Source organism: Variovorax pasteuri, from assembly GCF_051216435.1.
Classification (GTDB): Bacteria; Pseudomonadota; Gammaproteobacteria; order Burkholderiales; family Burkholderiaceae_C; genus Variovorax.
In genome coordinates this window covers 82,241-108,196 of record NZ_JBPJZS010000007.1, presented here as the reverse complement: position 1 = coordinate 108,196, position 25,956 = coordinate 82,241, and the positions used below count along the sequence as shown (strand labels likewise).

General features: G+C 67.8%; 22 protein-coding genes. 9 read left to right on the top strand and 13 right to left on the bottom strand.

Features of this window, described 5'->3' with window-relative positions; translation table 11 throughout:
- Window positions 1–10 precede the first annotated feature (10 nt).
- The 4 genes from ACSFBM_RS23640 to ACSFBM_RS23625 are packed head-to-tail and all read right to left on the bottom strand — an operon-like array spanning window position 11 to window position 4,964.
- Complete coding sequence (locus tag ACSFBM_RS23640; RefSeq protein ID WP_435486557.1) at window positions 11–1,822, bottom strand: feruloyl-CoA synthase; 1,812 nt, start codon at window positions 1,820–1,822, stop codon at window positions 11–13.
- A 1-nt stretch (window position 1,823) separates the two neighbouring features.
- Complete coding sequence (locus tag ACSFBM_RS23635; RefSeq protein ID WP_435486556.1) at window positions 1,824–2,813, bottom strand: 3-hydroxyacyl-CoA dehydrogenase NAD-binding domain-containing protein; 990 nt, start codon at window positions 2,811–2,813, stop codon at window positions 1,824–1,826.
- Window positions 2,768–3,997: an ABC transporter substrate-binding protein gene (locus tag ACSFBM_RS23630; RefSeq protein WP_435486555.1), complete on the bottom strand. Its 1,230-nt coding sequence runs from the start codon at window positions 3,995–3,997 to the stop codon at window positions 2,768–2,770. Before ACSFBM_RS23630 ends, ACSFBM_RS23635 begins: the two co-directional genes overlap by 46 nt.
- A gap of 46 nt (window positions 3,998–4,043) precedes the next feature.
- Window positions 4,044–4,964 carry a beta-keto acid cleavage family enzyme gene (locus tag ACSFBM_RS23625; RefSeq protein WP_435439888.1) on the bottom strand — a complete coding sequence of 307 codons (921 nt, stop codon included), beginning with the start codon at window positions 4,962–4,964 and terminating at the stop codon, window positions 4,044–4,046.
- A 122-nt stretch (window positions 4,965–5,086) separates the two neighbouring features.
- Here ACSFBM_RS23625 and ACSFBM_RS23620 point away from each other — a divergent pair, with 122 nt between their 5' ends.
- The 9 genes from ACSFBM_RS23620 to ACSFBM_RS23580 all read left to right on the top strand — a co-directional run bounded on the left by ACSFBM_RS23620 (window position 5,087) and on the right by ACSFBM_RS23580 (window position 14,280).
- Window positions 5,087–5,794, top strand: a complete 708-nt coding sequence (locus tag ACSFBM_RS23620) for a Crp/Fnr family transcriptional regulator (RefSeq protein ID WP_435486554.1) — start codon at window positions 5,087–5,089, stop codon at window positions 5,792–5,794.
- 197 nt (window positions 5,795–5,991) lie between these two features.
- Window positions 5,992–6,888 (top strand): nitrilase family protein, encoded by an 897-nt coding sequence (locus tag ACSFBM_RS23615; protein WP_435486553.1) that lies wholly within the window; start codon window positions 5,992–5,994, stop codon window positions 6,886–6,888.
- A 51-nt stretch (window positions 6,889–6,939) separates the two neighbouring features.
- Window positions 6,940–8,109, top strand: coding sequence for a substrate-binding protein (locus ACSFBM_RS23610; RefSeq protein WP_435486552.1), 1,170 nt, complete (start codon window positions 6,940–6,942; stop codon window positions 8,107–8,109).
- A 33-nt stretch (window positions 8,110–8,142) separates the two neighbouring features.
- On the top strand, window positions 8,143–8,976 hold the full coding sequence (locus ACSFBM_RS23605; protein ID WP_435486551.1) for a branched-chain amino acid ABC transporter permease: 834 nt from the start codon (window positions 8,143–8,145) through the stop codon (window positions 8,974–8,976).
- A 10-nt stretch (window positions 8,977–8,986) separates the two neighbouring features.
- Window positions 8,987–10,804 (top strand): ABC transporter permease subunit, encoded by a 1,818-nt coding sequence (locus ACSFBM_RS23600; protein ID WP_435486786.1) that lies wholly within the window; start codon window positions 8,987–8,989, stop codon window positions 10,802–10,804.
- Complete coding sequence (locus ACSFBM_RS23595) at window positions 10,801–11,508, top strand: ABC transporter ATP-binding protein (protein ID WP_435486550.1); 708 nt, start codon at window positions 10,801–10,803, stop codon at window positions 11,506–11,508. Before ACSFBM_RS23600 ends, ACSFBM_RS23595 begins: the two co-directional genes overlap by 4 nt.
- Window positions 11,509–11,510: 2 nt before the next feature.
- Window positions 11,511–12,494, top strand: coding sequence for an asparaginase (locus ACSFBM_RS23590; protein WP_435486549.1), 984 nt, complete (start codon window positions 11,511–11,513; stop codon window positions 12,492–12,494).
- A 12-nt stretch (window positions 12,495–12,506) separates the two neighbouring features.
- Complete coding sequence (locus ACSFBM_RS23585) at window positions 12,507–13,655, top strand: transporter substrate-binding domain-containing protein (protein ID WP_435486548.1); 1,149 nt, start codon at window positions 12,507–12,509, stop codon at window positions 13,653–13,655.
- A 4-nt stretch (window positions 13,656–13,659) separates the two neighbouring features.
- Window positions 13,660–14,280, top strand: a complete 621-nt coding sequence (locus tag ACSFBM_RS23580) for an ANTAR domain-containing response regulator (protein WP_435486547.1) — start codon at window positions 13,660–13,662, stop codon at window positions 14,278–14,280.
- Window positions 14,281–14,317: 37 nt separating this feature from the next.
- On the opposite strand, the gene ACSFBM_RS23575 is transcribed toward ACSFBM_RS23580, so the two are convergent.
- The 9 genes from ACSFBM_RS23575 to ACSFBM_RS23535 form a co-directional block, all read right to left on the bottom strand.
- Window positions 14,318–16,129, bottom strand: coding sequence for an NAD(P)/FAD-dependent oxidoreductase (locus tag ACSFBM_RS23575; protein WP_435486546.1), 1,812 nt, complete (start codon window positions 16,127–16,129; stop codon window positions 14,318–14,320).
- Window positions 16,130–16,301: 172 nt separating this feature from the next.
- On the bottom strand, window positions 16,302–18,245 hold the full coding sequence (locus ACSFBM_RS23570) for a sigma-54-dependent Fis family transcriptional regulator (RefSeq protein WP_435486545.1): 1,944 nt from the start codon (window positions 18,243–18,245) through the stop codon (window positions 16,302–16,304).
- A 148-nt stretch (window positions 18,246–18,393) separates the two neighbouring features.
- Window positions 18,394–19,095 (bottom strand): ABC transporter ATP-binding protein, encoded by a 702-nt coding sequence (locus ACSFBM_RS23565; protein ID WP_435486544.1) that lies wholly within the window; start codon window positions 19,093–19,095, stop codon window positions 18,394–18,396.
- 1 nt (window position 19,096) lies between these two features.
- Window positions 19,097–19,846, bottom strand: coding sequence for an ABC transporter ATP-binding protein (locus ACSFBM_RS23560; RefSeq protein ID WP_435486543.1), 750 nt, complete (start codon window positions 19,844–19,846; stop codon window positions 19,097–19,099).
- 436 nt (window positions 19,847–20,282) lie between these two features.
- A complete protein-coding gene (locus ACSFBM_RS23555; protein ID WP_435486542.1) occupies window positions 20,283–21,242 on the bottom strand; it encodes a branched-chain amino acid ABC transporter permease in 960 nt (319 codons plus the stop codon).
- Complete coding sequence (locus tag ACSFBM_RS23550) at window positions 21,239–22,111, bottom strand: branched-chain amino acid ABC transporter permease (protein WP_435486541.1); 873 nt, start codon at window positions 22,109–22,111, stop codon at window positions 21,239–21,241. The genes ACSFBM_RS23555 and ACSFBM_RS23550 overlap by 4 nt, the downstream gene beginning before the upstream one ends.
- Before the next feature lie 151 nt (window positions 22,112–22,262).
- Entirely contained in the window at window positions 22,263–23,435 is a 1,173-nt protein-coding gene (locus ACSFBM_RS23545) for an ABC transporter substrate-binding protein (RefSeq protein WP_435486540.1), read from the bottom strand.
- Window positions 23,432–24,235: an alpha/beta fold hydrolase gene (locus ACSFBM_RS23540; protein ID WP_435486539.1), complete on the bottom strand. Its 804-nt coding sequence runs from the start codon at window positions 24,233–24,235 to the stop codon at window positions 23,432–23,434. Before ACSFBM_RS23540 ends, ACSFBM_RS23545 begins: the two co-directional genes overlap by 4 nt.
- Before the next feature lie 142 nt (window positions 24,236–24,377).
- Complete coding sequence (locus tag ACSFBM_RS23535; protein WP_435486538.1) at window positions 24,378–25,925, bottom strand: benzoate-CoA ligase family protein; 1,548 nt, start codon at window positions 25,923–25,925, stop codon at window positions 24,378–24,380.
- Between the last annotated feature and the right edge of the window lie 31 nt (window positions 25,926–25,956).

Here is a 25,956-nt window from a genome sequence, read left to right as displayed (position 1 = left end):
GCGGTCAGGCTCAGCCGCGCAGGCGCACCACCTGCAGGTCGTCGCGCGCGGCGGCATGCAGCCGCGTGACCTCGGCCGCGCGCCGGTTCAGCACCGCGCGCTGGTTGATGTAGCCCTTGTCGGTGATCTCGCCCGCATCGAGGTTCGGCGGCTCTTCCAGCACCAGCGCGCAGGTGGGGCACTGCGAGGAGCCCGCGCCTTCGTCCCGCAAGGCGCGCAGCACGCCGGCGATGCGCTCGCCCAGCGCCTCGGGCGACAGCGACGCCGCCTGCGGACCGGGAAACACCAGCATGCCGATTTCGTCGCGGTCGTGCCCGGTGAGCACCACGTCCTGCACATGCGGCGCCAGCAGCGACACCAGCTTCACGCGCAGCGTGCCCACCGACACCCAGGTGCCGCTGGAGAGCTTGAAGTCTTCCGCCACGCGGCCATTGAAGATCACGCCGTGCGCGGGCTCGCCCGGGTTCGCGAGGAAGCCGGCGTCGCCGATGCGGTAGTAGCCCTCTTCGTCGAAGGCCTCGGCCGTTTCGCGCGGGGCGTCGCGGTAGCCCGGGAACACCGAGACGCCCTTCACGCGCATTTCCAGCTTCTCGCCGTTGGGCACGAACTTCAGCTCCAGCCCGGGCAGCGGCGCGCCGATGCAGCCGGCGCCGTCGAGCTTCCAGTGCGCGGAGGTGATGGCGGGCGAGGTCTCGGTGGCGCCCCACGAGGTGGTGAGCCACAGCGGGCGCGCGGGTCGCACGCGCTGCGCCACGGCCTCGAGCCGTTGCCAGGTGGAGGGCGCGAGCGCCGCCGCCGCATAGAAGGCCAGCCGCAGGCGCGAGAACACCTCGGTGGCCAGCGCGTCGTCGGCTTCCAGAAAGGGCAGCAGCATGTCGAAGCCGCGCGGCACGTTGAACAGCAGCGTGGGCTTCACCTCGCGCAGGTTGCGCACGGTCTTCTCGATCAGGCCCGGCGCGGGCCGGCCTTCGTCGATGTAGAGCGCGCCGCCGTGGCACAGCACCATGTGCAGGTTGTGGTTGGCGCCGAAGGTGTGGCTCCAGGGCAGCCAGTCGACCAGCACCGGCTTCTCCTGCGCGAGAAAGCGCCAGGTCTGCGCCATCATCTGCTGGTTGGCGCACAGCATGCGGTGCGTGTTGATCACCACCTTGGGCTTGCCGGTGGAGCCGGAGGTCAGCAGGTACTTGGCGTGGGTGTCGGGCAGCACGTGCCCGAAGGCTTGCATCACCGCGGGCGTTTCCCTGGCCGCCAGCAGCCGGTCGAACGCCATCGCACCCGGATGCGCGTCGGCGTTGCGGCTGAACACCGTCACCGCTTCCACGCCGCAGCCCGCGAGCGAGCCGCCGTAGACCTTGGCGTCGGAGGCGTAGATCAACCCCGGCTTCAGCGCCTGCAGCATGCCGTGCAGCCGCGACGGGTCCTTGGCCATGCGCGAATAGGCGCTCGAGAGCGAGCACGCGGTGCGCCCGATGTGCATGGCCGCGAGCATCAGCACCGCGTGGTCGATCGCGTTGTCCGAGAGGATCACGACCGGTTGGCCCGGCGGCAGGTTCATGTCGAGCAGCGCCTGCGCCACCGCGCCCACCGCTTCGCGCAGCGCCCGGTAATCGAGCTTGCGCCAGCCTTCGCCGGTGTCGTCGCGCTCGGCAAACGCCAAGGCATCGGGCGTCTCGCGCGCCCAGCGTTCGATCCATTCGCCGATGCAGCGCGCATAGGGCTTCAGCGCCATCGGCGAGCGCAGCGCGAAGGAGCCGTCGTCGAAGTCGATGCGCACCGTGCGGGGCGGGGCGATCAGGCTTTCGTCCAGAAGGAAGTCGGTCATGTCAGTCGAGTGTGCCGGTATCGGCCTTCGCGCGAATCAGGTTCAACAGCAGGGTGTCGCGGGCGGCTTCGAGGTCGGCCGTGCGGCGCGTGCCCAGTTCCTCGGCCACGCCTTCTGCCACCTTCTGCTTCAGCTCCGCCGTCATCGACGGCGCGCCCAGGTCCTTCCACCAGTCCTCGATCGGGCCGCCCAGGTGCGCGAGCACATGTTCGATGCCGCCCGCGCCGCCCGACAGATGCAGGTTCATGAAAGGCCCCATCACCGCCCAGCGCAGGCCGGGGCCGTGCGCGATGGCGGTGTCGATGTCGGCCACGCTGGCCACGCCTTCGTTCACGAGGTGGAAGGCTTCGCGCCACAGCGCCGCCTGCAGCCGGTTCGCAATGTGGCCCTTGACCTCGCGCTTCACGTGGATCGGCCGCTTGCCGATGGCCGCGTAGAAGGCCATCGTGCGTTCGATGGCCTCGGCCGAGGTCTGCTCGCCGCCGATCACTTCCACCAGCGGAATCAGGTGCGGCGGGTTGAACGGGTGCCCCAGCACCACGCGCTGCGGATGCGCGCAGCCCGACTGCACGCCGCTGATGGCCAGGCCCGACGAACTCGACGCGAGGATGGTGTGGTGCGGCGCGGCCGCGTCCATGCGGCGGAACAGGTCGATCTTGAAGTCCATGCGCTCGGGGCCGTTCTCCTGCACGAAGTCGGCCACGGAGACGGCGTCTTCCAGGCTGTCGTGAAAGCGCAGGCGGTCGACCGAGGCACCCTCGGACAAGCCGAAGCGCGCGAGCGTCGGCCAGTGCTGCGCCACCGCCGCGCGCAGGCGTTCTTCCGCACCCGGCGACGGGTCGGTCGCGTTCACGTCCAGGCCGTGCGCCAGGAAGTACGCCGCCCAGCTTGCACCGATCACGCCGGTGCCGACCACCGCCACGCGCTTCACTTCGTTGTTGTTGATCATGATTTCCACCGCGTGCAGCGGCTCTCCGCCTTCGTCGTCCATGCGGCCTCGCCGCGAATCGGCTCGACCACCTTGTAGTAGTCCCACGGCTCCTTCGACTCGGCCGGGGTCTTCACCTGCATCAGGTGCATGTCGTGCACCATCAGCCCGTCGTCGCGCAGCCAGCCGCCCTTGACGAACATGTCATTGAACTTCGTCTTGCGCAACTGCGCCATCACCTTGTCGGCGTCGTCGCTGCCCGCGGTCTTCACGGCCTGCAGGTACTGCAGCGCGGCCGAGTAGTCGCCGGCGTGGAACGAGGAGGGCATGCGCTTTTGCTTGTCGAAGAAGCGGCGCGCCCACTCGCGCGACTCGGGGCTCTGGTTCCAGTACCAGCTGTCGGTGAGGTACATGCCCTGCGAGTTCTTCAGGCCCAGCGCATGCACGTCGTTGATGGTGATGATCATGCCGGCGAGTTTCATGTTCTTGCTGATGCCGAACTCCGCCGCCGACTTGATGGCGTTCACCGTGTCGCCGCCCGCGTTGGCCAGCGCCAGCACCTGCGCCTTGGAGTTCTGCGCCTGCAGCATGAACGACGAGAAGTCGCTCGCGCCCAGCGGGTGCTTCACCGACCCGGCCACCGTGCCGCCGTTGGCCTGGATCACCTTGGCCGCGTCCGCCTGCAGCGCCGCGCCGAAGGCGTAGTCGGCCGCCACGAAGTACCAGCTCTTGCCGCCGGCCTTGACCACCGCGCTGGCGGTGCCGCGCGCCATGGCCACGGTGTCGTAGGCGTAGTGCACCGTGTAGGGCGAGCAGTATTCGTTGGTGAGGCTCGATGCGCCCGAGCCCACCACGAAGTACGGCTTCTTCTTGTCGGCCGCCACGCCCGCCATGGCAATGGCCGCGCCCGAGTTCACGCCGCCGATCAGCATGTCGACCTTCTGCACGTCGAACCACTCGCGCGCCTTGGCCGCGGCGATGTCGGGCTTGTTCTGGTGGTCGGCCGTGACCAGCTCGATCTTCTTGCCGCCGATGGCGCCGCCCATGTCGGCGATGGCCATGCGGACGGCCTCGGCACCGGCCGGGCCGTCGTAGTCGCGGTACAGGCCCGACATATCGCTGATGAAGCCGATGCGGATGGTGTCGTCGGACACCTGGGCCGATGCACCCGATGCGAATGCGGTGCCGAGTGCGAGCGCGAGCGCGAGTGGGAGTGCTCGGGCCAGCGCGGTGCGCGGAATGTTCATGTGTCTTGTCTCGGTTCGTTGTTCTTGTCGTCTCTGGTGCCTGGCTTCAACCCAGCGCGAACTCGGGCCGCGGACCGCCCACGCGCGGCAGCCCCATCATCTGGCGTGCCTCGGCCGGCGTGGCCACTTCCATGTCGAGCTCGCGGATCACGCGCACGATGCGCTCGGTGAGCTGCACGTTGGTGGCCAGCTCGCCCTGGCGGAAGTACAGGTTGTCTTCGAGCCCCACGCGCGCATGGCCGCCCAGCAGCAGCGCCGCCACGTTGGCCTCCAGCTGCGACATGCCGATGCCGCTCACGCCGAAGATGGCGCCCTTGGGCAGGGTGTCGACCATCATCTGCAGGTTGCGCGGCGAGTAGGGCATCGCGTTCTGGAAGTTGCGGTGCACGTTCATCACCAGGTTGATGAAGTAGGGCTCGTCGTCGTGGCCCTCGCCGATCAGCGTGGTCGTGTCCTGCAGGATGTGCGTGGGGCTGAACACCTCCCACTCGGGCTTGATGCCGCGCGCCTTCATGCCCGCGGCCAGCTCGCGCCCGCGGGTGATGGGCGTGTCCATCAGGATCTGCCTGCCCTCGAAGCTCAGGTTGAGCGTGGTGGCGTCCAGCGTGCACATCTCGGCGCCGGCGTCCATGCCCTTGATGCGCTCTTCCCACGCAATTTCCCAGCGGTCGCCGGCCAGCGGCTTGACCATGTCGCCGTGCACGCCGCCGCCAGTGGAGTTGTTCAGCACGATGTCGCAGCCACCCGCGCGGATGCGGCTGTTGATGTCGCGGTACACGTCGGCGTTGCAGGTGGCGCCGTCGTCGGGGCGGCGTGCGTGGATGGCCACCACGCTGGCACCGGCGTTCCAGCAGCGCAGCACGTCGGCGGCAATCTCGGCGGGCTGCGTGGGCAGGTGGGGGTTCTGCGACTTGTGCGCCATGCCGCCGGTGGGGGCGATGGTCACGATCACTTTGCGCTTGGACATGCGGTTTCTCCTGTGGGAAGCGCGCTATTATTTTTGGCTGCCGTCGCCCGGGCAGTCATTGCGATGACATTTGGGATCAGGGTTTACGAGGCGCAGTCCGTCTGCGCAGGAGCTTTCATTTCATGCCCACCACGAAGCCGGCCATCAAGGCGGCATCGCTGACCATCCCGCAGCTGCTGCAAGGCTCGGCCTGGTTCCCGCTGCTCGACGTGAGCGCGGGCGAGCGCGTGCTCGACGAGATGCGCGAGGTCGAAGTGGCCGCCGGTGCCGCGCTGTGCCGGCGCGGCGACACGCCGGCGCACTGGTACGGCACGCTCGAGGGTCTGCTCAAGTGGTCGATCACCTCGAGCGACGGGCGCGCGGTGACGCTGGGCGGCCTGTCGGTGGGCAGCTGGTTCGGCGAGGGCACGCTGCTGCGCGCGCTGCCGCGCTCGGCCGACATCATCGCGCTGCGGACCAGCCGCGTGGCGCAACTGCCGCTGGAAACCTTCGAGTGGCTGCACCGCACGCAGCGCGGCTTCGATCACTTTCTGCTGCAGCAGATCAACGAGCGGCTGCACTGGTTCATGGGCAGCTACGCGGCTCACCGCCTGCTCGACGCCGACAGCCAGGTGGCGCGCGCGCTGGCCGGGCTGTTCCACCCGTGGCTGCACCCGGGGAGCGAGCCGCATCTGCAGACTTCGCAGGAGGAGATCGCCAACCTGTCGGGCGTGTCGCGACAGCGCTGCAATGCGGCGCTGAACCGGCTGAAGGAAGCGGGTTTTCTTCGCATCGAGTACGGGGGGATCACCGTGATCGACCTCGAAGGGTTGCGGCGCTTCATCGAATAGAGCCCCGAACAAGGTCCCGACGGCCCGCGGAAAATTCCGTTTGACACGCCCGAAACCTTCTCCTATTCTCCGGCCTCACGTCAGCACTCGGCCTTGAGTGCGGCGGGCAGCAACATTGCTGCTTCACATACCGGCTATGAAAGCCCTCGAACAACGCGCAAGCGGGGTCGAGGGCTTTTTTGCGTTTTGGAGCTCAGATGGCAACAGAGGATGGACTTTCAGCGAGCCCGGCATTCCCGGACTTGATCGTGGCGAGCGTGCAGATGGCGCCGCGCGTCGGGCACACGGCGGCGAACGTCGAGCGGTCGGTGCGGCTGATCGAAGAAGCGGCGGCACAAGGTGCGTCGATCGTCGTACTGCCCGAACTGGCCAGCAGCGGCTATGTGTTCGCGAGCCGCGCCGAGGCCTTCTCGCTGGCCGAGCCCGTGCCCGACGGGCCCAGCACGCAGGCCTGGGCCGAGGCGGCGCAGCGGTGCAAGGTCCACGTGGTTGCAGGCATCGCCGAACGCGCGGGCGACCGCCTGTACAACGCCGCCGCGGTGCTGGGCCCCAATGGCTGGCTCGGCACCTACCGAAAGCTGCACCTCTGGGGCGACGAGCACCTGTTCTTCGAGTCCGGCGACAAGGGGCTGCCGGTGTTCCACACCGAGCTGGGCCGACTGGGCGTGTTGATCTGCTACGACGGATGGTTCCCCGAGACGTACCGCCTGCTCGCGATGCAGGGTGTCGACATCGTCTGCATGCCCACCAACTGGGTGCCCATGCCCGAGCAGCCGGCGGACCGGCCGGCCATGGCGACCACGCTGGCCATGGCCAATGCCCACAGCAACGGACTGAACATCGTTTGCGCGAACCGGGTCGGCACCGAGCGGGGCCAGCCTTTCGTCGGGCAGAGCCTCATCGTGGGTGCGCAGGGGTGGCCGCTGGCCGGGCCCGCCTCGCACGACGCCGAGGAAATTCTCTATGCCCGCATCAACCTCAAGGCCTCGCGCCGGGCTCGCCACCTGAACGCGTTCAACGACGTGCTGCGCGACCGGCGCGACGACATCTACGACCCGATGCTGGGCACGGGCTGGCCGTTGCCGCGGCACTGAGCCGACGGCTCCCTTCGATTTCTCAACCTGAACCCCTCGAGGATTTTGACCATGAAAAAACTGACATCCCTCCTGTGCAGCGGCACGCTGGTCGGCACTGCCGCGCTGGTCCTGACCCTGAATGCCCAAGCCGCCGATCCGATCCGCATCGGCGTGGCCGTCGGCCTGTCGGGTGCGAACAGCGTGGTCGCGCCTGCCGTCGTGCAGTCGTCGCAGCTGGCGGTCGAGCAGATCAACGCGGCCGGCGGCATTCTCGGGCGCAAGGTCGAGCTGGAGATCGTGGACGACGCCTCGGGCGCGGTGGGTGCGCAGAAGGCCTTCGATACGCTGGTCTTCCAGAAGAAGGTGCAGGCCATCATCGCCATGGAGACCAGCGCCGCGCGCAATGCCGCGCTGCCGGTGGTCACCAAAGGCAGGATTCCCTACATCTACACCTCGTTCTATGAAGGCCGCTCGTGCAACCCCTGGATGTACGTGAACGGTTGGGTGCCCGAGCAACAGGTTGCCCCGATGGTCGATTACTTTGCGAACGCCAAGAGCGCAAAGAACTTCTTCCTGGTCGGCAACGACTACGCCTTTGGCCGCGGCATGCTGGAGTTCACGAAGAAGTACATCGAGAAGAAGGGCGGCAAGGTCGTCGGCGAGGAGTATCTGCCGATCGATGGCAGCGACTGGACCTCGGTGGTTTCCAAGATCCGCTCGGTGAAGCCCGATGCGCTGATCAGCGCGACAGCCGGCGGCGCGCCCAATGTTTCCCTGGCCAAGCAGCTCAAGGGCGCGGGCCTCACGCTGCCCTACGGCAACCTCGCGATCGACGAAGGCACGGCAAAGACGATGGGCGACGTGGCCACGGGCCTGTACATGTCGGCCTCGTACCTCACCGGCATCGACACGCCGCAGAACAAGGAATTCATCGCCGCGATGACGAAGAAGTTCGGCGCCGACCTGAAGACGCCCAACGAGCTTTCCGAACCCCAGTACGAAGCGTTCTTCCTGTACAAGGCGGCGGTCGAGAAGGTGGGCTCGACGGACTCGGCCAAGGTGACGCAGGCGCTGGGCGAGGTGTCGTACACCGGCCCGCGCGGTGCGGTCGCAATGAACAGCAGCCGTCACACGCAGCTGTCGATGCGGCTGGGGCACGTGCAGGCCGACGGATCGATCCAGATCCTGGAGACTTTCAAGAACGTCGATCCGGGTGCACAGTGCCCGAACCTCAAGTAACCGCGTTCGTCACCGCACGCTGAAGACCTTTCCATGGTGCTACTGCTGGACCTGCTCACTACCGCGGCGATGCTGTTCGTCGTCACCGCCGGGCTGATGATGATTTTCGGGGTCATGAAGATCGTCAATTTCGCGCACGGCGCATTGCTCACGCTGGGCGGCTACGCCAGCTATGTCGTGACGCAACTCAAGCTCGACCCCTGGCTGAGCTGGCCGCTCGCGCTGGTTGCGGGCGTGGCGGCGGGCATGCTGGTGGAGTGGCTGATCGTCAAGCCGCTCTACAAGCGGCCGCTCGACGCCATCCTCGCGACCTGGGGCCTGGGCATCGTCATCGGCCAGCTGATCGTGATGGGCTTCGGGCGCGAGGTGCAGTTCGTCGACGCGCCGCTGTCGGGCACCTGGTCGGTGTTCGGCGTCGACTACTCGGCCTACCGCCTGCTGCTGGTGCCGATCGCCGTCGCGCTGTGCCTGTTGCTCACGGCGCTGCTGAACGGCACGCGCTTCGGCATCCGCACGCGCGCGGTGATCATGAACGAGGAACTGGCCAGCGGCCTGGGCATTCATGCCGGCCGCGTGCGGTTCATCACCTTCAGCCTGGGCGCGGGCTTGGGCACCCTGGCCGGCACGATGATCACGCCGCTGTCCAGCGTCGATCCGAACATGGGCCTGCCGTGGCTGGTGAGTGCGTTCATGCTGGTCATGGTGTCGGGCCATTCGATGCTGAGCCTCCTGGCGACCTGCCTGGTGTTCGGTGCCTGCCAGGTGCTGGTCAGCACCTATGCGAACCCGGTGCTGGGCGGCCTGACCATCGCGGTGCTCGCGGCCGTGACGCTGCGCATCCGTCCGAAGGGGTTTGCCCGTGGCTGAAACCGCTGCAATGGCTTCGGCCTCGTCTTCAGTCCCTTCGGCTCCTCCAGCCTCTTCCGCGCGCGCGGCGCTTCGGTCCGGCCGCGGCCTGCTGGCGCTGGGCACCCTGGGCGTCGCATTGATCGTGGCCGGCCCGTGGGTGTTCGACACCTACCTGCTGAACATCCTCGTCAAGGCGTTCTTCTTCGCCATCGCGGCGCTGACGGTGGATGTGCTGTGGGGCTACACCGGCTACCTGAGCTTCGGCCAGTCGGCCTTCTTCGGCATCGGCGCCTATGCGGCCGGGCTGGTCTTCACGCACGGTGGCTTCGGCGTGTCGAGCGTGCTGCTGGCATTGCTGGCGGCCGTCGCGGTCAGTGCGGCCGTGGGCGCGCTGGTCGGCTGGCTGTCGTTCTATCGAGGTGCGTCGCCGTTCTTCGCGACCGTCATTTCGCTGGTGCTGCCCATCGTGCTCACGCAACTGCTGCTGTCGGGGGGGCAGTGGACGGGCTCCAGCTCGGGGCTGACCGGCTACGAGACCTTCGACCTCTCCATCGAAGCCTGGTATTGGATCGCCGGCGCGATGCTGCTGCTGTTCGGCGTGCTGGGCTGGCTGCTGGTGCGCAGCGACGCGGGTCGCGTGCTGGTGGCCATGCGGGACAACGAATCGCGTTGCGCCTATCTCGGCATTCCGACGGCGCTGGTGAAGATCGCGCTGCTGGTCGTCATGGCCGCCGTTGCCGGCATTGCCGGTTTCGGCTACGGCAGTTTCAGCGGCGTGGTGGCGCCCGAGCTGACGGGCTTTGCGTTCGGCACGGAGCTGATCATCTGGGTGGCGCTGGGCGGCCGGGGCACGCTCTGGGGACCGCTGATCGGCACGGTGCTGATCAACGTGGCCACCGCCTACCTGAGCGGCAGCATGCCCTTCGCGTGGCAGCTGATCGTCGGCCTGGCGTTCGTGGGCGTCATCGTGCTGTTGCCGCAGGGACTGGTGCCCGTGTTGCTCAAGCCTTTCGGCCTCGGGCGCCTGGCAGGGCGCGTGCCGGTGCTCGAAGAGCGCGCGGTGAGTGCCCCCACCGAGACGCCGTCCGCGCCGGCCCTGCGCATGCACCAGCTCGCCAAGCGCTTCGGCTCGCTCAAGGTGCTTCAGGGCATCGACCTGGAGGCCCATGCCGGTGAACTGGTGGGCCTGATCGGTCCGAACGGCGCCGGCAAGACCACGCTCATGCGCTGCATGAGCGACGGTGCGGACCGCAGTGCCGGCACGGTGGAACTGTGCGGCCATGACATCCGCCAGTTGCCGCCCGAGGCCTGCGTGCGCTTTGGCCTGGGCCGCAAGTTCCAGAACGCCAACATCTTCGAATCGCTGACGGTCGCGCAATGCCTGCGCATCGCGGGCACCCTGCTCGAAAAGCCGTCGCTCGTGCGGCAACGCCGCGCGCTGCGCCTGCCGCCCTATGCGCTCGATGTCGTGCGAACCACCGGCCTGGACGCCAAGCTCTGCACCGTGGCACGCGACCTGTCGCACGGCGAACAGCAGGCGCTCGAACTCGCGATGGTGCTGGCGCTGGAGCCGCGCATCGTGCTGCTGGACGAACCGACCGCGGGCCTCACCAAGACCGAACGCACGCAGATCGGCGAAGTGCTGTCATCGCTGGCGCACCGCTACCGGCTGTGCTGCCTCCTGGTGGAACACGACCTGGACTTTGTCGAGCAGATCGCTACCCGCATCGTGGTGCTGCACCAGGGCACGATCGTGATGCAAGGCAGCTTCGAGGAGGTGGTCAACTCGCCGCTGGTGAAGACCATCTACTCCGGCAGCGCACATGTGCCGAAGGAGGTTGCATGAGCGAACCTGCATTGAGGCTGGATGGCGTGACCAGCGGCTATCGGGCCTCCGTGGTGTTGCGCGAACTGTCGCTCGGCATTGCCGCCGGAGAAGCGGTCGCCCTGCTCGGAAAGAACGGCATGGGCAAGAGCACGCTGCTGAAGACGGTGATGGGCTACCTGCCCAAGCAGCAGGGGGCCGTGCATCTGAAGGGAGAGGACATCACCCGGCTGCCGCCGCACCGCATCGCCCGCCAGGGCATCGCGTATGCGGCGCAAGAAAACGCGCTGTTCGCCGACCTGAGCATTCGCGACAACCTGCGGCTCGGCCTGGTGGACGAATCGACGTTCGGTGAGCGCTTTGCAGACATCGAGCCGCTGTTTCCGGTGTTCAAGGCGCGGCTGCAGCAGGACGCCGGCACCCTGTCCGGTGGCGAGCAGAAGATGCTGCTGCTGGCCCGCGCCCTGATGATGCGTCCGGCGGTGATCCTGCTCGACGAAATCACCGAGGGGCTGCAACCCTCGGTGATCGATCGCCTGGCGCATGCGTTGCTGGCCGAACGCGCCCGCCGCGGCACGACGATGCTGATCGTCGAGCAGAACGTGCGGTTCGCGCTCCAGGTCGCCGATCGCTACGTGGTGCTCAAGCAGGGCGAACTGGTCGACGAGGGCGATGCCAAGGCCGGCGGTGCGCTCGACACGGTCTTCGACCATCTGCGGGTTTGAACATGGTGTTGCCCACCTGTGTTTTCATCGCGACCGGCGGCACCATCGCCATGAAGGTCGACCCGGTCGGTCGGGCCCCGGTGCCGGCGTTGTCCGGGGAGGACCTGCTTGCGGCGGTGCCGGGCATCGGGCGCCTTGCAAGGCTGGAAGTCCACAACCTGTACAACGTGCCGTCCGACTGCATGGGGCCCGAGCGCTGGATCGCCCTGAGCCGCGCGGTCGACGCCGCGTTGCAGCGACCCGAGGTGACGGGCGTTGTCGTGTCGCACGGCACCGACACCCTCGAAGAGACCGCCTGGTTCCTGGACCTGACGCTGGCAGGCCGCAAGCCGGTCGTGTTGACCGGCGCGCAGCGCAACGCCTCGGCACCGGATTTCGACGGGCCGCGCAACCTCCTGAATGCCGTGCGAACCTGCATCGCACCCGAAGCGGTGGGGCAGGGCGTGCTGATCGTCATGAACAACCAGATCAATGCGGCGCGAGAGGCAACCAAGAGCCATACCGCCGACGTCGAGTCTTTCAAGTCGGGCGACTTCGGCTTTCTCGGTGTCGTCGACGAGGACCGCATCGTGTTCTCGCGCGCGTCGTCACGCCGCCAGCACCTGCCCGTGAACGCCGACGTCCTGCCGTGCGTGGAGATCGTTGCGATGTACGGCGGCGCCAGTGGCGCGATGGTGCGGGCGGCGACATCGCTCGGTGCGCGCGGCATCGTCATCCAGGCCTTGGGCCTGGGGAACGTGAACGCGGCGATGTTCGAGGCCATCGAGGCGGCGATCCGCCAGGGCGTGGTGGTCGTGGTCTCGACCCGGGTGCCGAATGGGCGCGTCGCGCCGGTCTACGGCTTCGTGGGCGGCGGGCGCACGCTCAAGGCTGCCGGGGCCGTCTTCGCGGACAACCTCAGCCCCCAGAAGGCACGCATTCTGCTTATGCTTGCGCTGCAGAACGCCCCGACACCTCGCGAGATCCAGAGCCTGTTCGACCGATGACGAAAGAAACCGATGGCCGCTGACAACCATCCGCCCGCCGACGAAGGCTGGCGCATCGGCGTGCTGTTCTCGCGCTCGGGTCCCACGGGCGTGACCGAGACCGAGCATTTCCTCGGCACTGCACTGGCCATCGAGGAAATCAACGGCCTGGGCGGCGTGCTCGACCGGCCGCTGCTGCCGGTGGCCTACGACCCCAAGGGGGATTCCGACGAGTACCGGCGGCTCGCGACGCGGCTGCTGCTGGAAGATGAAATCAACGTGGTGTTCGGCTGCTCGCGCTCGTCGAGCCGCAAGGCCGTGTTGCCAGTGATCGAGCGCAACAACGCGTTGCTCTGGTATTGCTCGTTCTACGAAGGCTTCGAGTATTCGCCCAACGTGATCTACACCGGCGCCCTGCCCAACCAGGGCAGCGTGCAGCTCGCCGCCTACCTGTTGAAGAACAAGGGCCGTCGGTTCTTCCTGGTCGGCGCCGACTACATCTATCCGCGCGAGTCGAACCGCGTGATGCGCGAAATGGTCGAGCAGCACGGCGGTGAAATCCTCGACGAGGTCTACATCCCGCTGGAGGCCTCGGAGGCCGAGCTTCAGGCGGTGATGCGCGACATCGTCGACATGCAGCCCGACGTGATCTTCTCCACCGTCGTGGGCCAGTCGGCACGTCGCCTGTACCAGATCTACCGCGCGCACGGGCTCGATCCGCAGCGCATGCCGATCGCCAGCCTGTCGATGGCCGAAGAAGAGGTGCGGCTGACCGGCGCGCAGGTCTGCGCCGGGCACATCACCGCGGCCACCTACTTCGGGTCGTTGGAGAACGAGTGCAACACGCGCTTCGTCGCGCTGTGGCGCGCGCGCTTCGGCGACCGCCCGACCAGCACCTGGTCCGAGATGGCGTACAGCCAGATGCATCTGTTCGCTCGCACGCTCGAGCGCACCGGCAGCCTTGACACCCGCAAGCTGGTGAACGCGGCGCGCACCGTGCGCTTCGATTCGCCGGAAGGACCGCTGTCGATCGACCCCGACAACAACCACACCCTGCTGACGCCACGCATCGGCGTGTGCCGCAGCGACGGGCAGTTCGACATCGTCTGGGAAAGTGCCGCACCGGTGAAGCCCGACCCGTACCTGTCGACCTTCGGGTTTTCCGAGTTCTGGCTGAGCTGACGCCGTGAGCAGCTTGCGTCGCCTCTACGATGACCTGCGCAGCATCTGCGTCGCGGTGGTGTACCCGCCGGGCGAAGACCGCGACCTGTTGCTCGACCAGCTCAAGCGCATCGGCTGCAGGCTCAAGGTGATCTGGCCCTTTCCGGCGGCGCCGCCCACGGGCGTTGACGTGATCTTCTTCCAGGTCTCGCAGGAGCTGCAGGACAGCACGAACTGGTGCGCGAGCGCGGTGGAGGCCACGCTGATCGCGCTGTCCGACTATGAGAACCCGACCACGCTGAAGCTGCTGCTCGACACGAGCGCGCACGGCGTGATCACCCGGCCTTTTCGCTCTTCGGGCATCCTGAGCACGCTGGTGCTGGCCCGCTCCTCGCGGGGCTACCAGGAGCGCCTGCAAAGCAAGGTCCTGAAGCTCGAAGACACCATCAAGTCGCGCCGGCAGATCGAGAAGGCCGTGCGCCTGCTGGCGGAAACCCAGGCGCTCTCCGAAGCCCAGGCCTACGAGCACATGCGCGCACGGGCCACGGCCCTGCGCGTCACGGTGGCGGAGGTCGCGTTGATGGTGGTGGAGGCGAGCGAAGCCATGGAGAAGCTGGGGCTGGGCCGTCCGCGCGGTCGGCCTTGATGGGCGGCTGCTGCCATGGCGTCGCTCCGCGCGCTTGTCAGCGCGTGTGGTGCGACGCCGCCCGCTCGTACACCGGCGTATCGATCCCCTCCATGCGCGCCTTCAGCTGCAGCGCCAGAAACTGCGAGTAGTGCCGCGACTGGTGCAGGTTGCCGCCGTGGAACCACAGGTTGTCGACCTGCGTGGGCTTCCACATGTTGCGCAGCTCGCCTTCCCACGGCCCCGGGTCCTTCGGTGTGTTCGAGCCCAGGCCCCAGCACTTGCCCACCTTGTCTGCAATCTCCGGCGAAATCAGGTCGGCGAGCCAGCCGTTCATCGAGCCGTAGCCGGTGGCGTACACCAGCAGGTCTGCGGGCAGCTCCGTGCCGTCCGTCAGCGTCACCGAGCGCTCGTTCACCCGCTCGATGTTCACGCCGCTCTTCAGGTGGATGCTGCCGTTGGCCACCAGTTCGGAGGCGCCCACGTCGATGTAGTAGCCCGAGCCGCGCCGCAGGTACTTCATGAAGAGCCCGGAGCCGTCCACGCCGAAGTCCAGCAGGAAGCCCGCCTTCTCCAGCCGCGCATACAGGTCGGCGTCGCGCTTCTTCATCTCGTCGTACACCGGGATGTGGAAGGTGTGCATGATCTTGTAGGGCACCGACGCGAAGATCAGGTCGCCCTTGTGGTGGTCGATGCCGTTCTTCACCGCCTGCTCGGAGTAGAGCCCGCCGAGCGCCAGCTCCATCAGCGACTGCGAAGGCGCGATGTGGGTGGACGAGCGCTGCACCATCGTCGCGTCCGCACCGTGTTCCCACAGCGCCGCGCAGATGTCGTGCGCCGAATTGTTCGAGCCCAGCACCACGCACTTCTTGCCCGCGTAGGCCTCGGGCCCCGGGTGCTGGCTGGAGTGGTGCTGGTCGCCCTTGAAGTTCTCGGCGCCGGCCACCTTCGGCACGTTCGGATAGCCCGACACGCCCATCGCAAACACCAGCTGCCTCGGCCGCAGCACCACCGTCTTGCCCTCGCGCTCCACCGTCACCTCCCAGCGCTGCGTGGCCTCGTCGAAGCGCGCGTTCTTCGCGTTCGTGGAACTCCAGTAGTTGAGCTCCATGATCTTGGTGTACATCTCGAGCCAGTCGCCGATCTTGTCCTTGGGCGCGAACACCGGCCAGTCGTCGGGGAAGGGCATGTAGGGCAGGTGGTCGTACCAGACCGGGTCGTGCAGGCACAGCGACTTGTAGCGCTTGCGCCAGGAGTCGCCGGCCTTGGCGTTGCGCTCCACGATGATCGTCGGCACGCCCAGCCGCCGCAACCGTGCACCCAGCGCAATGCCACCCTGGCCGCCGCCGATGACCACCACCTCGGGCTGCTCGGTGTAGCCGAGTGCGGCTTCTTCGTCGCGGCGCTTCTCCAGCCAGTTCTTGCGGCCCTTGTGCACGCCGTGCTCCGCGCCCTTGACGCGGTTGTCGCCGGTCTTTTCCTCGAAGCCCTTCAGTTCGGTCATGGTGGTGAGCAGCGTCCAGGCCTTGCCGTTGCGAAGCCGCAAGTGGCCACGGCCGCGCGCCACGCGCGTCTCGAAGGTGAACCACGCATCGACCACGCCGTCGGCCTCGGTCGCGTCGCCCTCCACCACGAAGGCCGTGGGCTGCGTGTCGGCCAGGCGCGCCGCCAGCATCGCGCGGATGGCCTCGGGCCCTTCCTGCGTGCGGATGTTCCAGGTGAAGGCGACGAGGTCGCGCCAGTAGCTGTCGGGTTCGAAGAGCGCGACGACGGCGTCGATGTCGTCCTGCGCGAGCGCGGCGGCGAAATCGGCGAGCCAGTGGGCGGCGGCCCGGGTGGGGCCGCTTGAGCTGAGGGTCGGGTCTGTCATTGAATGTCTCCGGAGCGTCGTTGATGAATGCGCGGCGCTGCAAGGCGCACGCGGCGTTCATTGCGCAGCTTTCGTGCCCTAGGCGGTACGACGACAAATCAATGACTTGGCGACGGTTTTGTCGCATCTGTCGCACTCATCGCGCGACAGGCGTCGCGGCTGCCGCACTGCGCTACAGGCGTTGCGGCGGCGTGATGCCGTGGCGCTTCATGTGCCGGTAGACCGTCGCCCGGCAGATGCCCAGCTCGGCTGCGGCAAGAGACACGTGCCAGCGGTGGCGCTTCAGCAGCTCGAGCAGGCGGGCCGCGCTGCCGATGTCCTCGGCCATGGGCTGGGGGGTGGTCGGGGTGCAGCCGGTGGCGTCGCCAGCAGGCAACTGAAGATCGTCCACGCCGACCGATCCGCCCGTACACAACGCCAGCGCCAACCGCAGCACATTGCGCAACTCCCGCAGGTTGCCCGGCCAGTCGTGCGCCAGCAGCTGCTGCATGGCCTCTGGCGACAGGCGGGCGGAAGACCCCATCGCCGCGGCTTCCTCGTTAAACATGCCTTCGACGAGGTAGCGCCTGTCGCCGCGTGCACGCAGCGGCGGCAGCTTCAGCACCGCGCCGCACAGCCGGTAGTACAGGTCTTCGCGAAAGCGCCCCGCGGCCACCAGCGCCGGCAGGTGCCGGTGCGTGGCGGCCACCACCGCAACGTCCACCCGCTGCGGCGACTCCGCCCCCAGCGGCAGCACCTCGCCCTCGGACAGCACGCGCAGCAGCCGCGTCTGCAGCGCCATCGGCATGTCGCCGATCTCGTCGAGGAACAGCGTGCCGCGGTCGGCCTGCGCGATCAGGCCCTTCATGCCCTTGGCGCGGCCGCCGGTGAAGCTGCCGGGCGTGTAGCCGAACAGCTCGCTCTCGATCAGCGAATCGGGAATGGCCGCGCAGTTCACCGCCACGAAGGGCAGGGCCGCGCGGCGGCTCGCCCCGTGCAGTGCGCGCGCCAGCACTTCCTTGCCGCTGCCGGTTTCGCCTTCCACCAGCACGTGGATGCCGCGGTCGACCAGCCGGCGCGCCTGGGCGAGCAGCTTGCGCATTGCGGGGTCGTCGCCGGCGATGCGCTCCAGCGGCGGCAGGCGATCGGAAGGCCGCGCGCCCGGCGCGGCGGCGCTTGCGGGTGCGGATGCAGGCGCCGAGGCGCGACGCACGCGCGGCGCCAGCAGCGAGGCGTGGTACTCGCCGCCACCGGGCAGCAGCACCGTGTGCGCAAAGGGCATTGCCGAGGCGCCGCCGGTGCCGATGCGCCAGATGGCGTCCATGGGCATGTGCAGCAGCTCCGACACCGCGCCGCTCAACGCCCGCCCGGCCAACGCCTGCCGCGCGCCGCCGTTCGCGCCCGCCAGCGTGCCGCCCTCGTCGAAGGCCAGCATCACCTCGCCCGCCACGTCGACCAGCCCGTAGGCGCTGCCCAGCCGCAGGATCCAGTGGCCGCGGAAGTTGCGCAGGAAATCGGCGTCCTCGATCATCCGCGCGTACATGGCCACCAGGTGGCGCACCAGGTGCTGGCTCTCCCTGGCCTCGGGCGAGCGCAGCGCCGACACGTCGAGGATGGCCGTGAGCTTGCCGCTGTGGTCGAACAGCGGCGCGGTGGTGCAGGTGAGCGCGATGTGCGTGGCGTCGAAGTGCTCGGTCTGGTGGCAGGTCATGGCCTGCTGCTCGACCAGGCAGGTGCCCACGCCGCAGGTGCCGGCATGGGCCTCGTTCCAGTCGGCGCCCAGGTACAGGCCGGCCTTGCGCAGCTGGTCGTCCCATGCGGGGTTGCCGATGTAGTCCACCGTGATGCCTTCGGCATCCGTCAGCAGCACCATGTAGCCCAGGTCGGCCACGCGGCGGTAGATGTCTTCCATGCCCGCGCGTGCCGCGCGCAGGAAGTGCTCGAGCTGCTGCTGGTGCGCGCGCACCTCCTGCGCGGGAAGGATGCGCGCGGGGCTGGGCTTCGACGGATCGAGCCCGTGTTCGCGCACGCAGCGCGCCCATGACTTGTGGACCAGGCTGCGCGCCGGATCGGCCAGCGCCGCGCCGGTGGCGATCGAGCAGACGTTGTCGATGTGACGCGATTGCAGGGAGATCATGCAGAACCTCGCGGTGGCGCACGGCCGCGCCAAGCGAAGCCGGGGCGCCGTGCAGCCGCACATCATTCGGCTGTCGCGCTGTCGCAGGACAGAGGTGAAACCCGGTGGAACCCAGGTGTTACTCCCTCACACAGAGGGGCGACGGGCGCTAGACGCCCAGCAACTCTTCCAGCGCCTGCGGCTGCGCCAGCAAGTCGGCTGAAGCCCCGTGCCGCACGATCTGCCCCTTCTCCATCACCACCGCCAGGTCGGTGTGCGCCAGCACCTTGCGGTAGTCGCGGTCGACGATCAGCGTCGCGATGCCGGTGCTGCGGATCTCGCTGATCACGCGCCAGATCTCGGCCACGATCAGCGGGGCCAGGCCTTCAGTCGCTTCGTCGAGGATCAACAGGCGCGGGTTGGTCATCAGCGCACGGCCGATCGACAGCATCTGCTGCTCGCCGCCCGACAGCTGTTGCCCGCCGTGCGACAGCCGTTCGGCCAGCCGCGGAAAGGTGGCCATCACGCGGTCGAAGGTCCAGGCGCGCTGGCCGTCGATGCCGGCGCGTTCGCTCATCACGAGGTTCTCGCGCACCGACAGGTTGGGGAAGATGCCGCGGCCTTCGGGCACATAGCCGATACCGAGGCGCGCCATTTTCTCGGGCGGCAGGCCGGTGACGGTGCGCCCGTCGACCTGCACTTCGCCCGAGGCGGGGCGCACGTAGCCCATCACGGTGCGGATCAGCGTGGTCTTGCCCATGCCGTTGCGCCCGAGCAGGCCGACGGAGGTGGCGGCCGGAATGCCGGCGTGCACGCCGCGCAGGATGTGGCTGTTGCCGTAGTAGGTGTTGAGGTCGCGAACGATCAGCATGTCAGTGTTTCTCTTCGCCGAGGTAGGCGGTGCGCACTTCGGGGTTCTCGCGGATCTCTTGCGGGTTGCCCGTGGCGATGACGGTGCCGTTCACCATCACGGTGATGCGGTCGGCAATGCGAAACACCGCGTCCATGTCGTGCTCCACCAGCAGGATGGCGTGCGTGCCCTTCAGCCGCGCGAGCAGCGTGAGCATGCGGTCGGTTTCTTCCGCGCCCATGCCGGCGAGGGGCTCGTCGAGCAGCAGCACGCGCGGGTGGGTGGCCAGGCACATCGCCACCTCGAGCTGGCGCTGCGCGCCGTGGCTCATGGTGCCGGCGATGCGCCGCGCCTCGTGCGCGAGGCCGGCCGCTTCGAGCGCGGCATCGGCCGAGGCGTTGCTGGTGGCGCAGCGCTGCGACGACTGCCAGATCGCCCACGGCTTCGCGGTGGCGGCCTGCGCGGCGAGGCGGCAGTTCTCGTGCACCGTGAACTCCGGGAAGATGGTCGTGCGCTGGTAGCTGCGGCCCACGCCGTCGCGCGCACGGCTCGATTGCGCGCGGCCGGTGATGTCCACCCCGTCGAGCGCGATGCGGCCTTCGGAGGCCTCGATCTCGCCCGAGAGCATGTTGATGAGCGTGGACTTGCCGGCGCCGTTGGTGCCGATCACCGCGTGGACCTCGCCGATGTGCAGGTCGAGCGTGACGGCGTTGACGGCGGTGAGGCCGCCGAAGCGGCGGGTCAGCTTGTCGACGGAGAGCAGTGCGTTCATGGTCTTGCTCCTTCCCCTTCCGGGGGAAGGTGGGGATGGGGGCTCGCGGCGGTGGCGGAGGCGGTGCTTTTGCAAAGGCCGCTTGCCCCCACCCCAGCCCTCCCCCAGCGGGGGAGGGAGCAAGTCAGAACTCCGGGGCGCGTGGTGATTGGCTTTGCTCCTTCCCCCTTTGGGGGAAGGTTGGGATGGGGGCGAGCGGCGGTGGAGGAAGCAATGCCTTTGCAAAGGTCGCGTGCCCCCACCCCAGCCCTCCCCCAGCGGGGGAGGGAGCAAGTCAGAACTCCGGGGCGCGTAGTGATTGGTTTTGCTCCTTCCCCCTTTGGGGGAAGGTGGGGATGGGGGCAAGCGGCGCTGGTGGAAGCAATGCCTTTGCAAAGGCCGCTTGCCCCCACCCCAGCCCTCCCCCGGGAGGGGAGGGAGCAAGGCAGAAGACGGGTCATGCGGCCTCCTTCGGCGACAGCCGCTTCACCAGCCCGATCAGTCCCTTCGGCAGCAGCGCCACGAACACGATGATCGTGAGCCCCAGCGTCAGCTGCCAGTGGTCCGCCAGCGGGCCCATCACGGCATGCGTCGAGAAGATCTCCTTGAGCAGCGTGAACGCGATGGCACCGATCACAGCGCCGCGCAAATGCCCGAGCCCGCCCAGGATCACCATCAGCAGCACCTCGCCCGAGTTGTGCCACGCCATCAGCTCCGGGTTGACCACGCCGTCGCGCGAGGCCAGCAGGAAGCCCGCCAGGCCCGCAAGCGCACCGGCCAGCACGAAGGCCGCGAGCTTGTAGCCGTACACCGCGAACCCGGCCGCGCGCATGCGCTGCTCGTTCACGCGAATGCCCGCCAGCGCCGCGCCGAAGCGCGAGCGGCGGATGAGCGCCAGCAGCCCGTAGGTGAACACCAGCGACGCCAGCACCACATAGAACAGCACCGTGCGGTTCTCCAGGTCGAGCGCGCCGAGGGCGGGCCGCACGTACATGTAGATGCCGTCGCTGCCGCCGCCCACCTTGGTGTCGTGGAACACGAAGAAGGCCATCTGCGCGAAGGCCAGCGTGACCATGATGAAGTACACGCCGCGCGTGCGCAGGCTCAACGCGCCCACGAACAGCGCATAGAGCGCCGCCGCACCCATGGCCAGCGGCAGCAGCAGCGCGAAGTTGCCGCCCTCGCTGCCCGAGGCCAGCACGGTGACGTACGCGCCGATGCCGTAGAACGCCGCATGGCCCAGGCTCACGAGCCCGGTCATGCCGACCAGCAGCTCCAGGCTCAGCGCGAAGATCGACAGGATCATGATCTTCACGACGAAGTCGGACATGTAGTTGCCCATCAGCGGGCCGGCCACGCCGATGGCGACGGCGCAGGCCACGGGCACGAGGAAAGCGCTCTTCTTCATGGCCGTCATGACCGCTTCCCCATCAGCCCTTCAGGCTTCCAGATGAGCACGATGGCCATCAGCAGGTAGATGCCGATGCCGCTCAGGTCCGCGAAGAACACCTTGCCGAAGGTGTCGACGAAGCCCACCAGCAGCGAAGCCACGAGCGCCCCGGTGATCGAGCCGATGCCGCCGATCACCACCAGCACGAAGCAGATGATGAGCACGCTCGCGCCCATGTTCGGGTACACCGAGGACATCGGCGCGGCGATCATGCCGGCCAGCGCCGCCAGCGCCACGCCGGCGGCGAACACGATGCGGTAGAGCCGCTTCACGTCGATGCCCAGCCCGCGCACCATGTCGCGGTTGCTCGCGCCGGCGCGGATCATCATGCCCAGGCGCGTGCGGTTCACGACCCAGTACAGCGCCACGGCCAGCACGATGCAGGCGGCCGAGGCGAACAGGCGATACCAGGGGTAGCTCATGACGTTGCCCAGCGCGAAGCTGCCGTCCAGCCAGGCGGGCACCTTCACGCCGTGCACGTCGTTGCCCACCAGGATGGAGCGCAGCTCCTCGAACACCAGGATGAGCCCGTAGGTCATCAGCACCTGCTGCAGGTGGTCGCGCTGGTAGAGGTAGCTGAAGAAGGCCCACTCGAGCAGGTAGCCGAAGATGGCCGCGAGCACCACGCCGGCCACCAGCATCAGCAGGAACTGGTCGCCGAACAGCGGCGCGAGCGCGAACGCCATGTACGCGCCGATCATGTAGAAGCTGCCGTGGGCGAGGTTGATGACGCCCATGATCCCGAAGATCAGCGTCAGCCCCGAGGCCACGAGGAAGAGCAGCAGCCCGTACTGAACGGAGTTCAGGCACTGGACTAAAAAGGTTCCGAAATCCACGTGGAAGGTCTCTCAGGGGGCGGAATCGTTGAGGGAGGGATGCAGTTCGCCAGACACCGCGGAACCGGCTTTGCCGGGCCGCAGGTGTCGCCCCCGGCGAGGGGGGAGGCGCAGCGACACGAAGTGCGCGAAGCCTGGGGGAGAGCCCCGTTTACATCCTGCAGCCGCGTGCCGGATCGGCCAGGCCCTTGATGGCCGTGCTCACCAGCTTGTTCTCCTTGCCGTCCACCTTGCGCAGGTAGATGTCCTGCACCGGGTTGTGCGACTTGCTCATCGTGAACGTGCCGCGCGGGCTGTCGATCTTCGCCTTCTCGATGGCGCTCGTGAACTCGGCCTTCTTCGAGATGTCGCCCTTGGTGGCGTTCAGGCCCACGCCCAGCATCTGCGCCGCGTCGTAGCCCTGCACCGCGTACACGTCGGGCTGCAGCTTGAACGACTTGGCATAGGCGGTGCGAAACGCCGTGTCGCGCGGCGTGTTCAGGCCGTCTGCATAGTGCAGCGTGGTCAGCATGCCTTGCGCCGATTCGCCTTGCGCGTCGAGCGTGCCGTCGGTCAGGAAGCCGGGGCCGTACAGCGGAATGGTCTTGTTCAGGCCCGCGGCCTGGTAGTCCTTGACGAACTTCACCGCGCCGCCGCCGGCGAAGAAGGCGTACACCGCATCGGGCTTGGCCGCCGCGATCTCGGTCAGCAGCGCCTGGAATTCCACGTTGGGGAAGGGCAGCGTGAGCTGCTTGTCGACCTTGCCGCCGTTCTTCTCGAAGCCTTCCTTGAAGCCGTTGACCGACTCGTCGCCGGCCGCGTACTTCCAGGTGATGGTCATCGCCTTCTTCTTGCCCTGCTGCTTGGCTGCGACTTCGCCCATGGCGTAGGCCGGCTGCCAGTTGCTGAAGGAGCTGCGGAAGATGTTGGGCGCGCACATCGGACCCGTGACGGCGTCGGCGCCGGCGTTGGGCACGATCAGCACGGTGCCGCTTTCCTTGGCGGCCTTGGCCATGGCCATGGCCACGCCCGAGTGCACGGTGCCGACGATGACGTCGACGTTGTCGCGCTTGATGAGCTTGTTGACGTTGTCGGTGGCCTTGGCGGGGTCGGACTCGTCGTCGACCTTGAAGTACTCGATCTCGCGGCCGGCGAGCTTGCCGCCCTGCTCGTCGACGTACAGCTTGAAGCCGTTCTCGATGGCGACGCCCAAAGCGGTGTAGGTGCCGCTGTAGGGCAGCATCAGGCCGACCTTGAGCTTGCCGGTGCCCTGGGCGCCGGCGGCCGAGGCCAGGGCGGCAAAGGCGATGGCGGTGAGTGCCAGCCGTGCGGTGCGAATGGTCATGGTGTCTGTCTCCTGTTTTTGGTGATGAAAGAAGTGGTCGCGACGATGACACGATCCGGCTGATCGCGATGCGGGGAATGCCCGCATTCGGGGATCTCGAGCAGCTGCGTCGTGGGCACGCGCGCAGCGATGTCGCGGATCTGCGCGAGCGTGCCGTATTCGTCGTCGATGCCCTGCACGGCGAGCACCGGGCAGCGGATGGTGTCGAGCTCGGCCTCGATGTTCCAGTCGCGAAACGGCGGGTGCAGCCAGATGCGGTTCCAGCCCCAGAAGGCGGAATCGGCGCTGTCGTGGTAGCGGCCCAGCTTCTTCGGCAGGTCGGTGTTCAGGTAGGCGGTGCGCGCGATCTCGATGTTCGCGACGGTCTTGTCTTCCACGAAGATGTGCGGCGCGAGCACCACCAGGCCTGCGACCTTGTCGGGGAAGCGCGAGGCGTACAGCAGCGAGATCGAGCCGCCGTCGCTGTGGCCGAAGAGCCAGGGCTTGTCACCGTCGAGCTTCAATGCGGCGAAGAGCGCGGGCAGAACTTCGTGCGCCTGGCGGTGCATGAAGTCGACGTCCCAGGTCTCGTCGTCGGCACGCGGTGTGGAGCGGCCGTAGCCGGGGCGCGAGAACACCAGGCCGCGGGTGTTGGCGGCTTCGCAGACCTGCGCGGGGAAGTCCTTCCACATGGCGACGGAGCCGAGGCCTTCGTGGAGGAAGACGATGAGGGGGGCGTCGGTGCGCTCGGGGGCGATCCACTGGCATTCGATGTGGACCGTGCGGCCGCGCCAGTCGATGGTGGCGAACTCGGGGCTCATGGTTTTGCTCCTTCCCCCTTTGGGGGAAGGCCGGGATGGGGGCAAGCGGCGCTGGCAGAGGCAGTGCTTGTGCAAATGCCGCTTGCCCCCACCCCAGCCCTCCCCCGGGAGGGGTGGGAGCAAGACAAAGACAGGGCTCCTGTCATGCCTGCTTTTCCTTCTCACGCAACCTGAACCGCTGAATCTTCCCCGTCGCCGTCTTCGGCAGCTCGCTCACGAACTCCAGGAAGCGCGGGTACTTGTACGGCGCGAGCCGTTCCTTCACGAAGGCCTTCAGCTCTTCCTCGGTCGCCGTGCTGCCGTCCTTCAGCACCACGAACGCCTTGGTCTTCGTCAGCCCTTCGGCGTCTTCCTTGCCGATGACGGCGACTTCGAGCACCGAGGGGTGCTGCATCAGCGTGGCCTCGACCTCGAAGGGCGACACGTAGATGCCGCTGACCTTCAGCATGTCGTCGCTGCGGCCTGCGTAGGTGAAGTAGCCGTCGGCATCGCGCGTGTATTTGTCGCCGCTCTTGGTCCAGCCGCCCTGGAAGGTGTCGCGCGACTTCTCTCGGTTGGTCCAGTACATCAGCGCCGCGCTCGGGCCGCGGATGTAGAGGTCGCCGATCTCGCCGTCGGCCACGGGGCGGCCGTCTTCGCCGCGCAGCTCGATGTCGTAGCCCTCCACCGGCTTGCCGGTGGTGCCGTAGCGCACGTCGCCGGGGCGGTTGGAGATGAACACGTGCAGCATCTCGGTCGAGCCGATGCCGTCGATGATCTCGCAGCCGTAGTGCGCCTTGAAGCGCTGCGCGATCTCGCCGGGCAAGGCTTCTCCGGCCGACGAACACATGCGCAGCGCCACCGCGTCGCGCGCCGGAAGTCTGGGCGAAGCCAGCATGCCCGCGAAGCCCGTGGGCGCGCCGAAGAACACGGTCGGCTTGTGCTCCACCCAGCGGCGGAAGGTGGCGTCGGGCGTGGGCCGCTCGGCCATCAGCACCACGGTGGCGCCCACCGACAGCGGGAAGGTCAGCGCATTGCCCAGGCCGTAGGCGAAGTACATCTTGGCGGCCGAGAAGCACACGTCGTTCTCGGTCAGGCCGAGCACGGGCTTGCCGAACAGCTCGGCCGTCCACCACAGGTTGGCGTGCGTGTGCACCGTGCCCTTGGGCTTGCCGGTGGAGCCGGAGGAATAGAGCCAGAAGCCGGGGTCGTCCGACGCCGTGGTCACGGGCGCGGCCATGGGCTCGACGGCGGCGAGCGCGGTGTCGAACGCTTTGGCGTTTTCAGGCAATGCACCCACCGGCTGCGACACGAACAGCGTCTGCACCTCATGGCCGCCGCGCGACATCGCGTCCTGCAAGGTCGGCAGCAGCGCGCCCGACACCAGCACGGCCTGCGCGCGGCTGTGGTCGAGCATGTAGGCGTAGTCGTCGGGCGTGAGCAGCGTGTTGACGGCGACCGGCACCACGCCGGCATACAGGCAGCCGAGAAAGCTCACGGGCCAGTCGCTGCTGTCGAGCATCAGCAGCAGCACGCGTTCTTCGCGGCGAATGCCCGCTGCCTTCAACGCGGCGGCCAGGCGGCGCGCCCGGTCTTCGAGCTGGCCGTAGCTCAGCGTGCCGCGGTCGTCGATGTAGGCAATGCGTTCGGCGCGGCCGCGGTTGAGGGCGAACAGGTGCTCGGCGAAGTTGAATCGTGGGGGCAGGGTCATTTGTTTGTCTCCTTCGGCCGCTTTTTGTGTT

What these genes read in the sequence shown, in the direction of transcription:
- ACSFBM_RS23640 (WP_435486557.1), bottom strand. Translation starts at nt 1,822, where the DNA reads ATGACCGACTTCCTTCTGGACGAAAGCCTGATCGCCCCGCCCCGCACG.
- ACSFBM_RS23635 (WP_435486556.1), bottom strand. Translation starts at nt 2,813, where the DNA reads ATGGACGACGAAGGCGGAGAGCCGCTGCACGCGGTGGAAATCATGATC.
- ACSFBM_RS23630 (WP_435486555.1), bottom strand. Translation starts at nt 3,997, where the DNA reads ATGAACATTCCGCGCACCGCGCTGGCCCGAGCACTCCCACTCGCGCTC.
- ACSFBM_RS23625 (WP_435439888.1), bottom strand. Translation starts at nt 4,964, where the DNA reads ATGTCCAAGCGCAAAGTGATCGTGACCATCGCCCCCACCGGCGGCATG.
- ACSFBM_RS23620 (WP_435486554.1), top strand. Translation starts at nt 5,087, where the DNA reads ATGCCCACCACGAAGCCGGCCATCAAGGCGGCATCGCTGACCATCCCG.
- ACSFBM_RS23615 (WP_435486553.1), top strand. Translation starts at nt 5,992, where the DNA reads ATGGCAACAGAGGATGGACTTTCAGCGAGCCCGGCATTCCCGGACTTG.
- ACSFBM_RS23610 (WP_435486552.1), top strand. Translation starts at nt 6,940, where the DNA reads ATGAAAAAACTGACATCCCTCCTGTGCAGCGGCACGCTGGTCGGCACT.
- ACSFBM_RS23605 (WP_435486551.1), top strand. Translation starts at nt 8,143, where the DNA reads ATGGTGCTACTGCTGGACCTGCTCACTACCGCGGCGATGCTGTTCGTC.
- ACSFBM_RS23600 (WP_435486786.1), top strand. Translation starts at nt 8,987, where the DNA reads ATGGCTTCGGCCTCGTCTTCAGTCCCTTCGGCTCCTCCAGCCTCTTCC.
- ACSFBM_RS23595 (WP_435486550.1), top strand. Translation starts at nt 10,801, where the DNA reads ATGAGCGAACCTGCATTGAGGCTGGATGGCGTGACCAGCGGCTATCGG.
- ACSFBM_RS23590 (WP_435486549.1), top strand. Translation starts at nt 11,511, where the DNA reads ATGGTGTTGCCCACCTGTGTTTTCATCGCGACCGGCGGCACCATCGCC.
- ACSFBM_RS23585 (WP_435486548.1), top strand. Translation starts at nt 12,507, where the DNA reads ATGGCCGCTGACAACCATCCGCCCGCCGACGAAGGCTGGCGCATCGGC.
- ACSFBM_RS23575 (WP_435486546.1), bottom strand. Translation starts at nt 16,129, where the DNA reads ATGACAGACCCGACCCTCAGCTCAAGCGGCCCCACCCGGGCCGCCGCC.
- ACSFBM_RS23570 (WP_435486545.1), bottom strand. Translation starts at nt 18,245, where the DNA reads ATGATCTCCCTGCAATCGCGTCACATCGACAACGTCTGCTCGATCGCC.
- ACSFBM_RS23565 (WP_435486544.1), bottom strand. Translation starts at nt 19,095, where the DNA reads ATGCTGATCGTTCGCGACCTCAACACCTACTACGGCAACAGCCACATC.
- ACSFBM_RS23560 (WP_435486543.1), bottom strand. Translation starts at nt 19,846, where the DNA reads ATGAACGCACTGCTCTCCGTCGACAAGCTGACCCGCCGCTTCGGCGGC.
- ACSFBM_RS23555 (WP_435486542.1), bottom strand. Translation starts at nt 21,242, where the DNA reads ATGACGGCCATGAAGAAGAGCGCTTTCCTCGTGCCCGTGGCCTGCGCC.
- ACSFBM_RS23545 (WP_435486540.1), bottom strand. Translation starts at nt 23,435, where the DNA reads ATGACCATTCGCACCGCACGGCTGGCACTCACCGCCATCGCCTTTGCC.
- ACSFBM_RS23540 (WP_435486539.1), bottom strand. Translation starts at nt 24,235, where the DNA reads ATGAGCCCCGAGTTCGCCACCATCGACTGGCGCGGCCGCACGGTCCAC.
- ACSFBM_RS23535 (WP_435486538.1), bottom strand. Translation starts at nt 25,925, where the DNA reads ATGACCCTGCCCCCACGATTCAACTTCGCCGAGCACCTGTTCGCCCTC.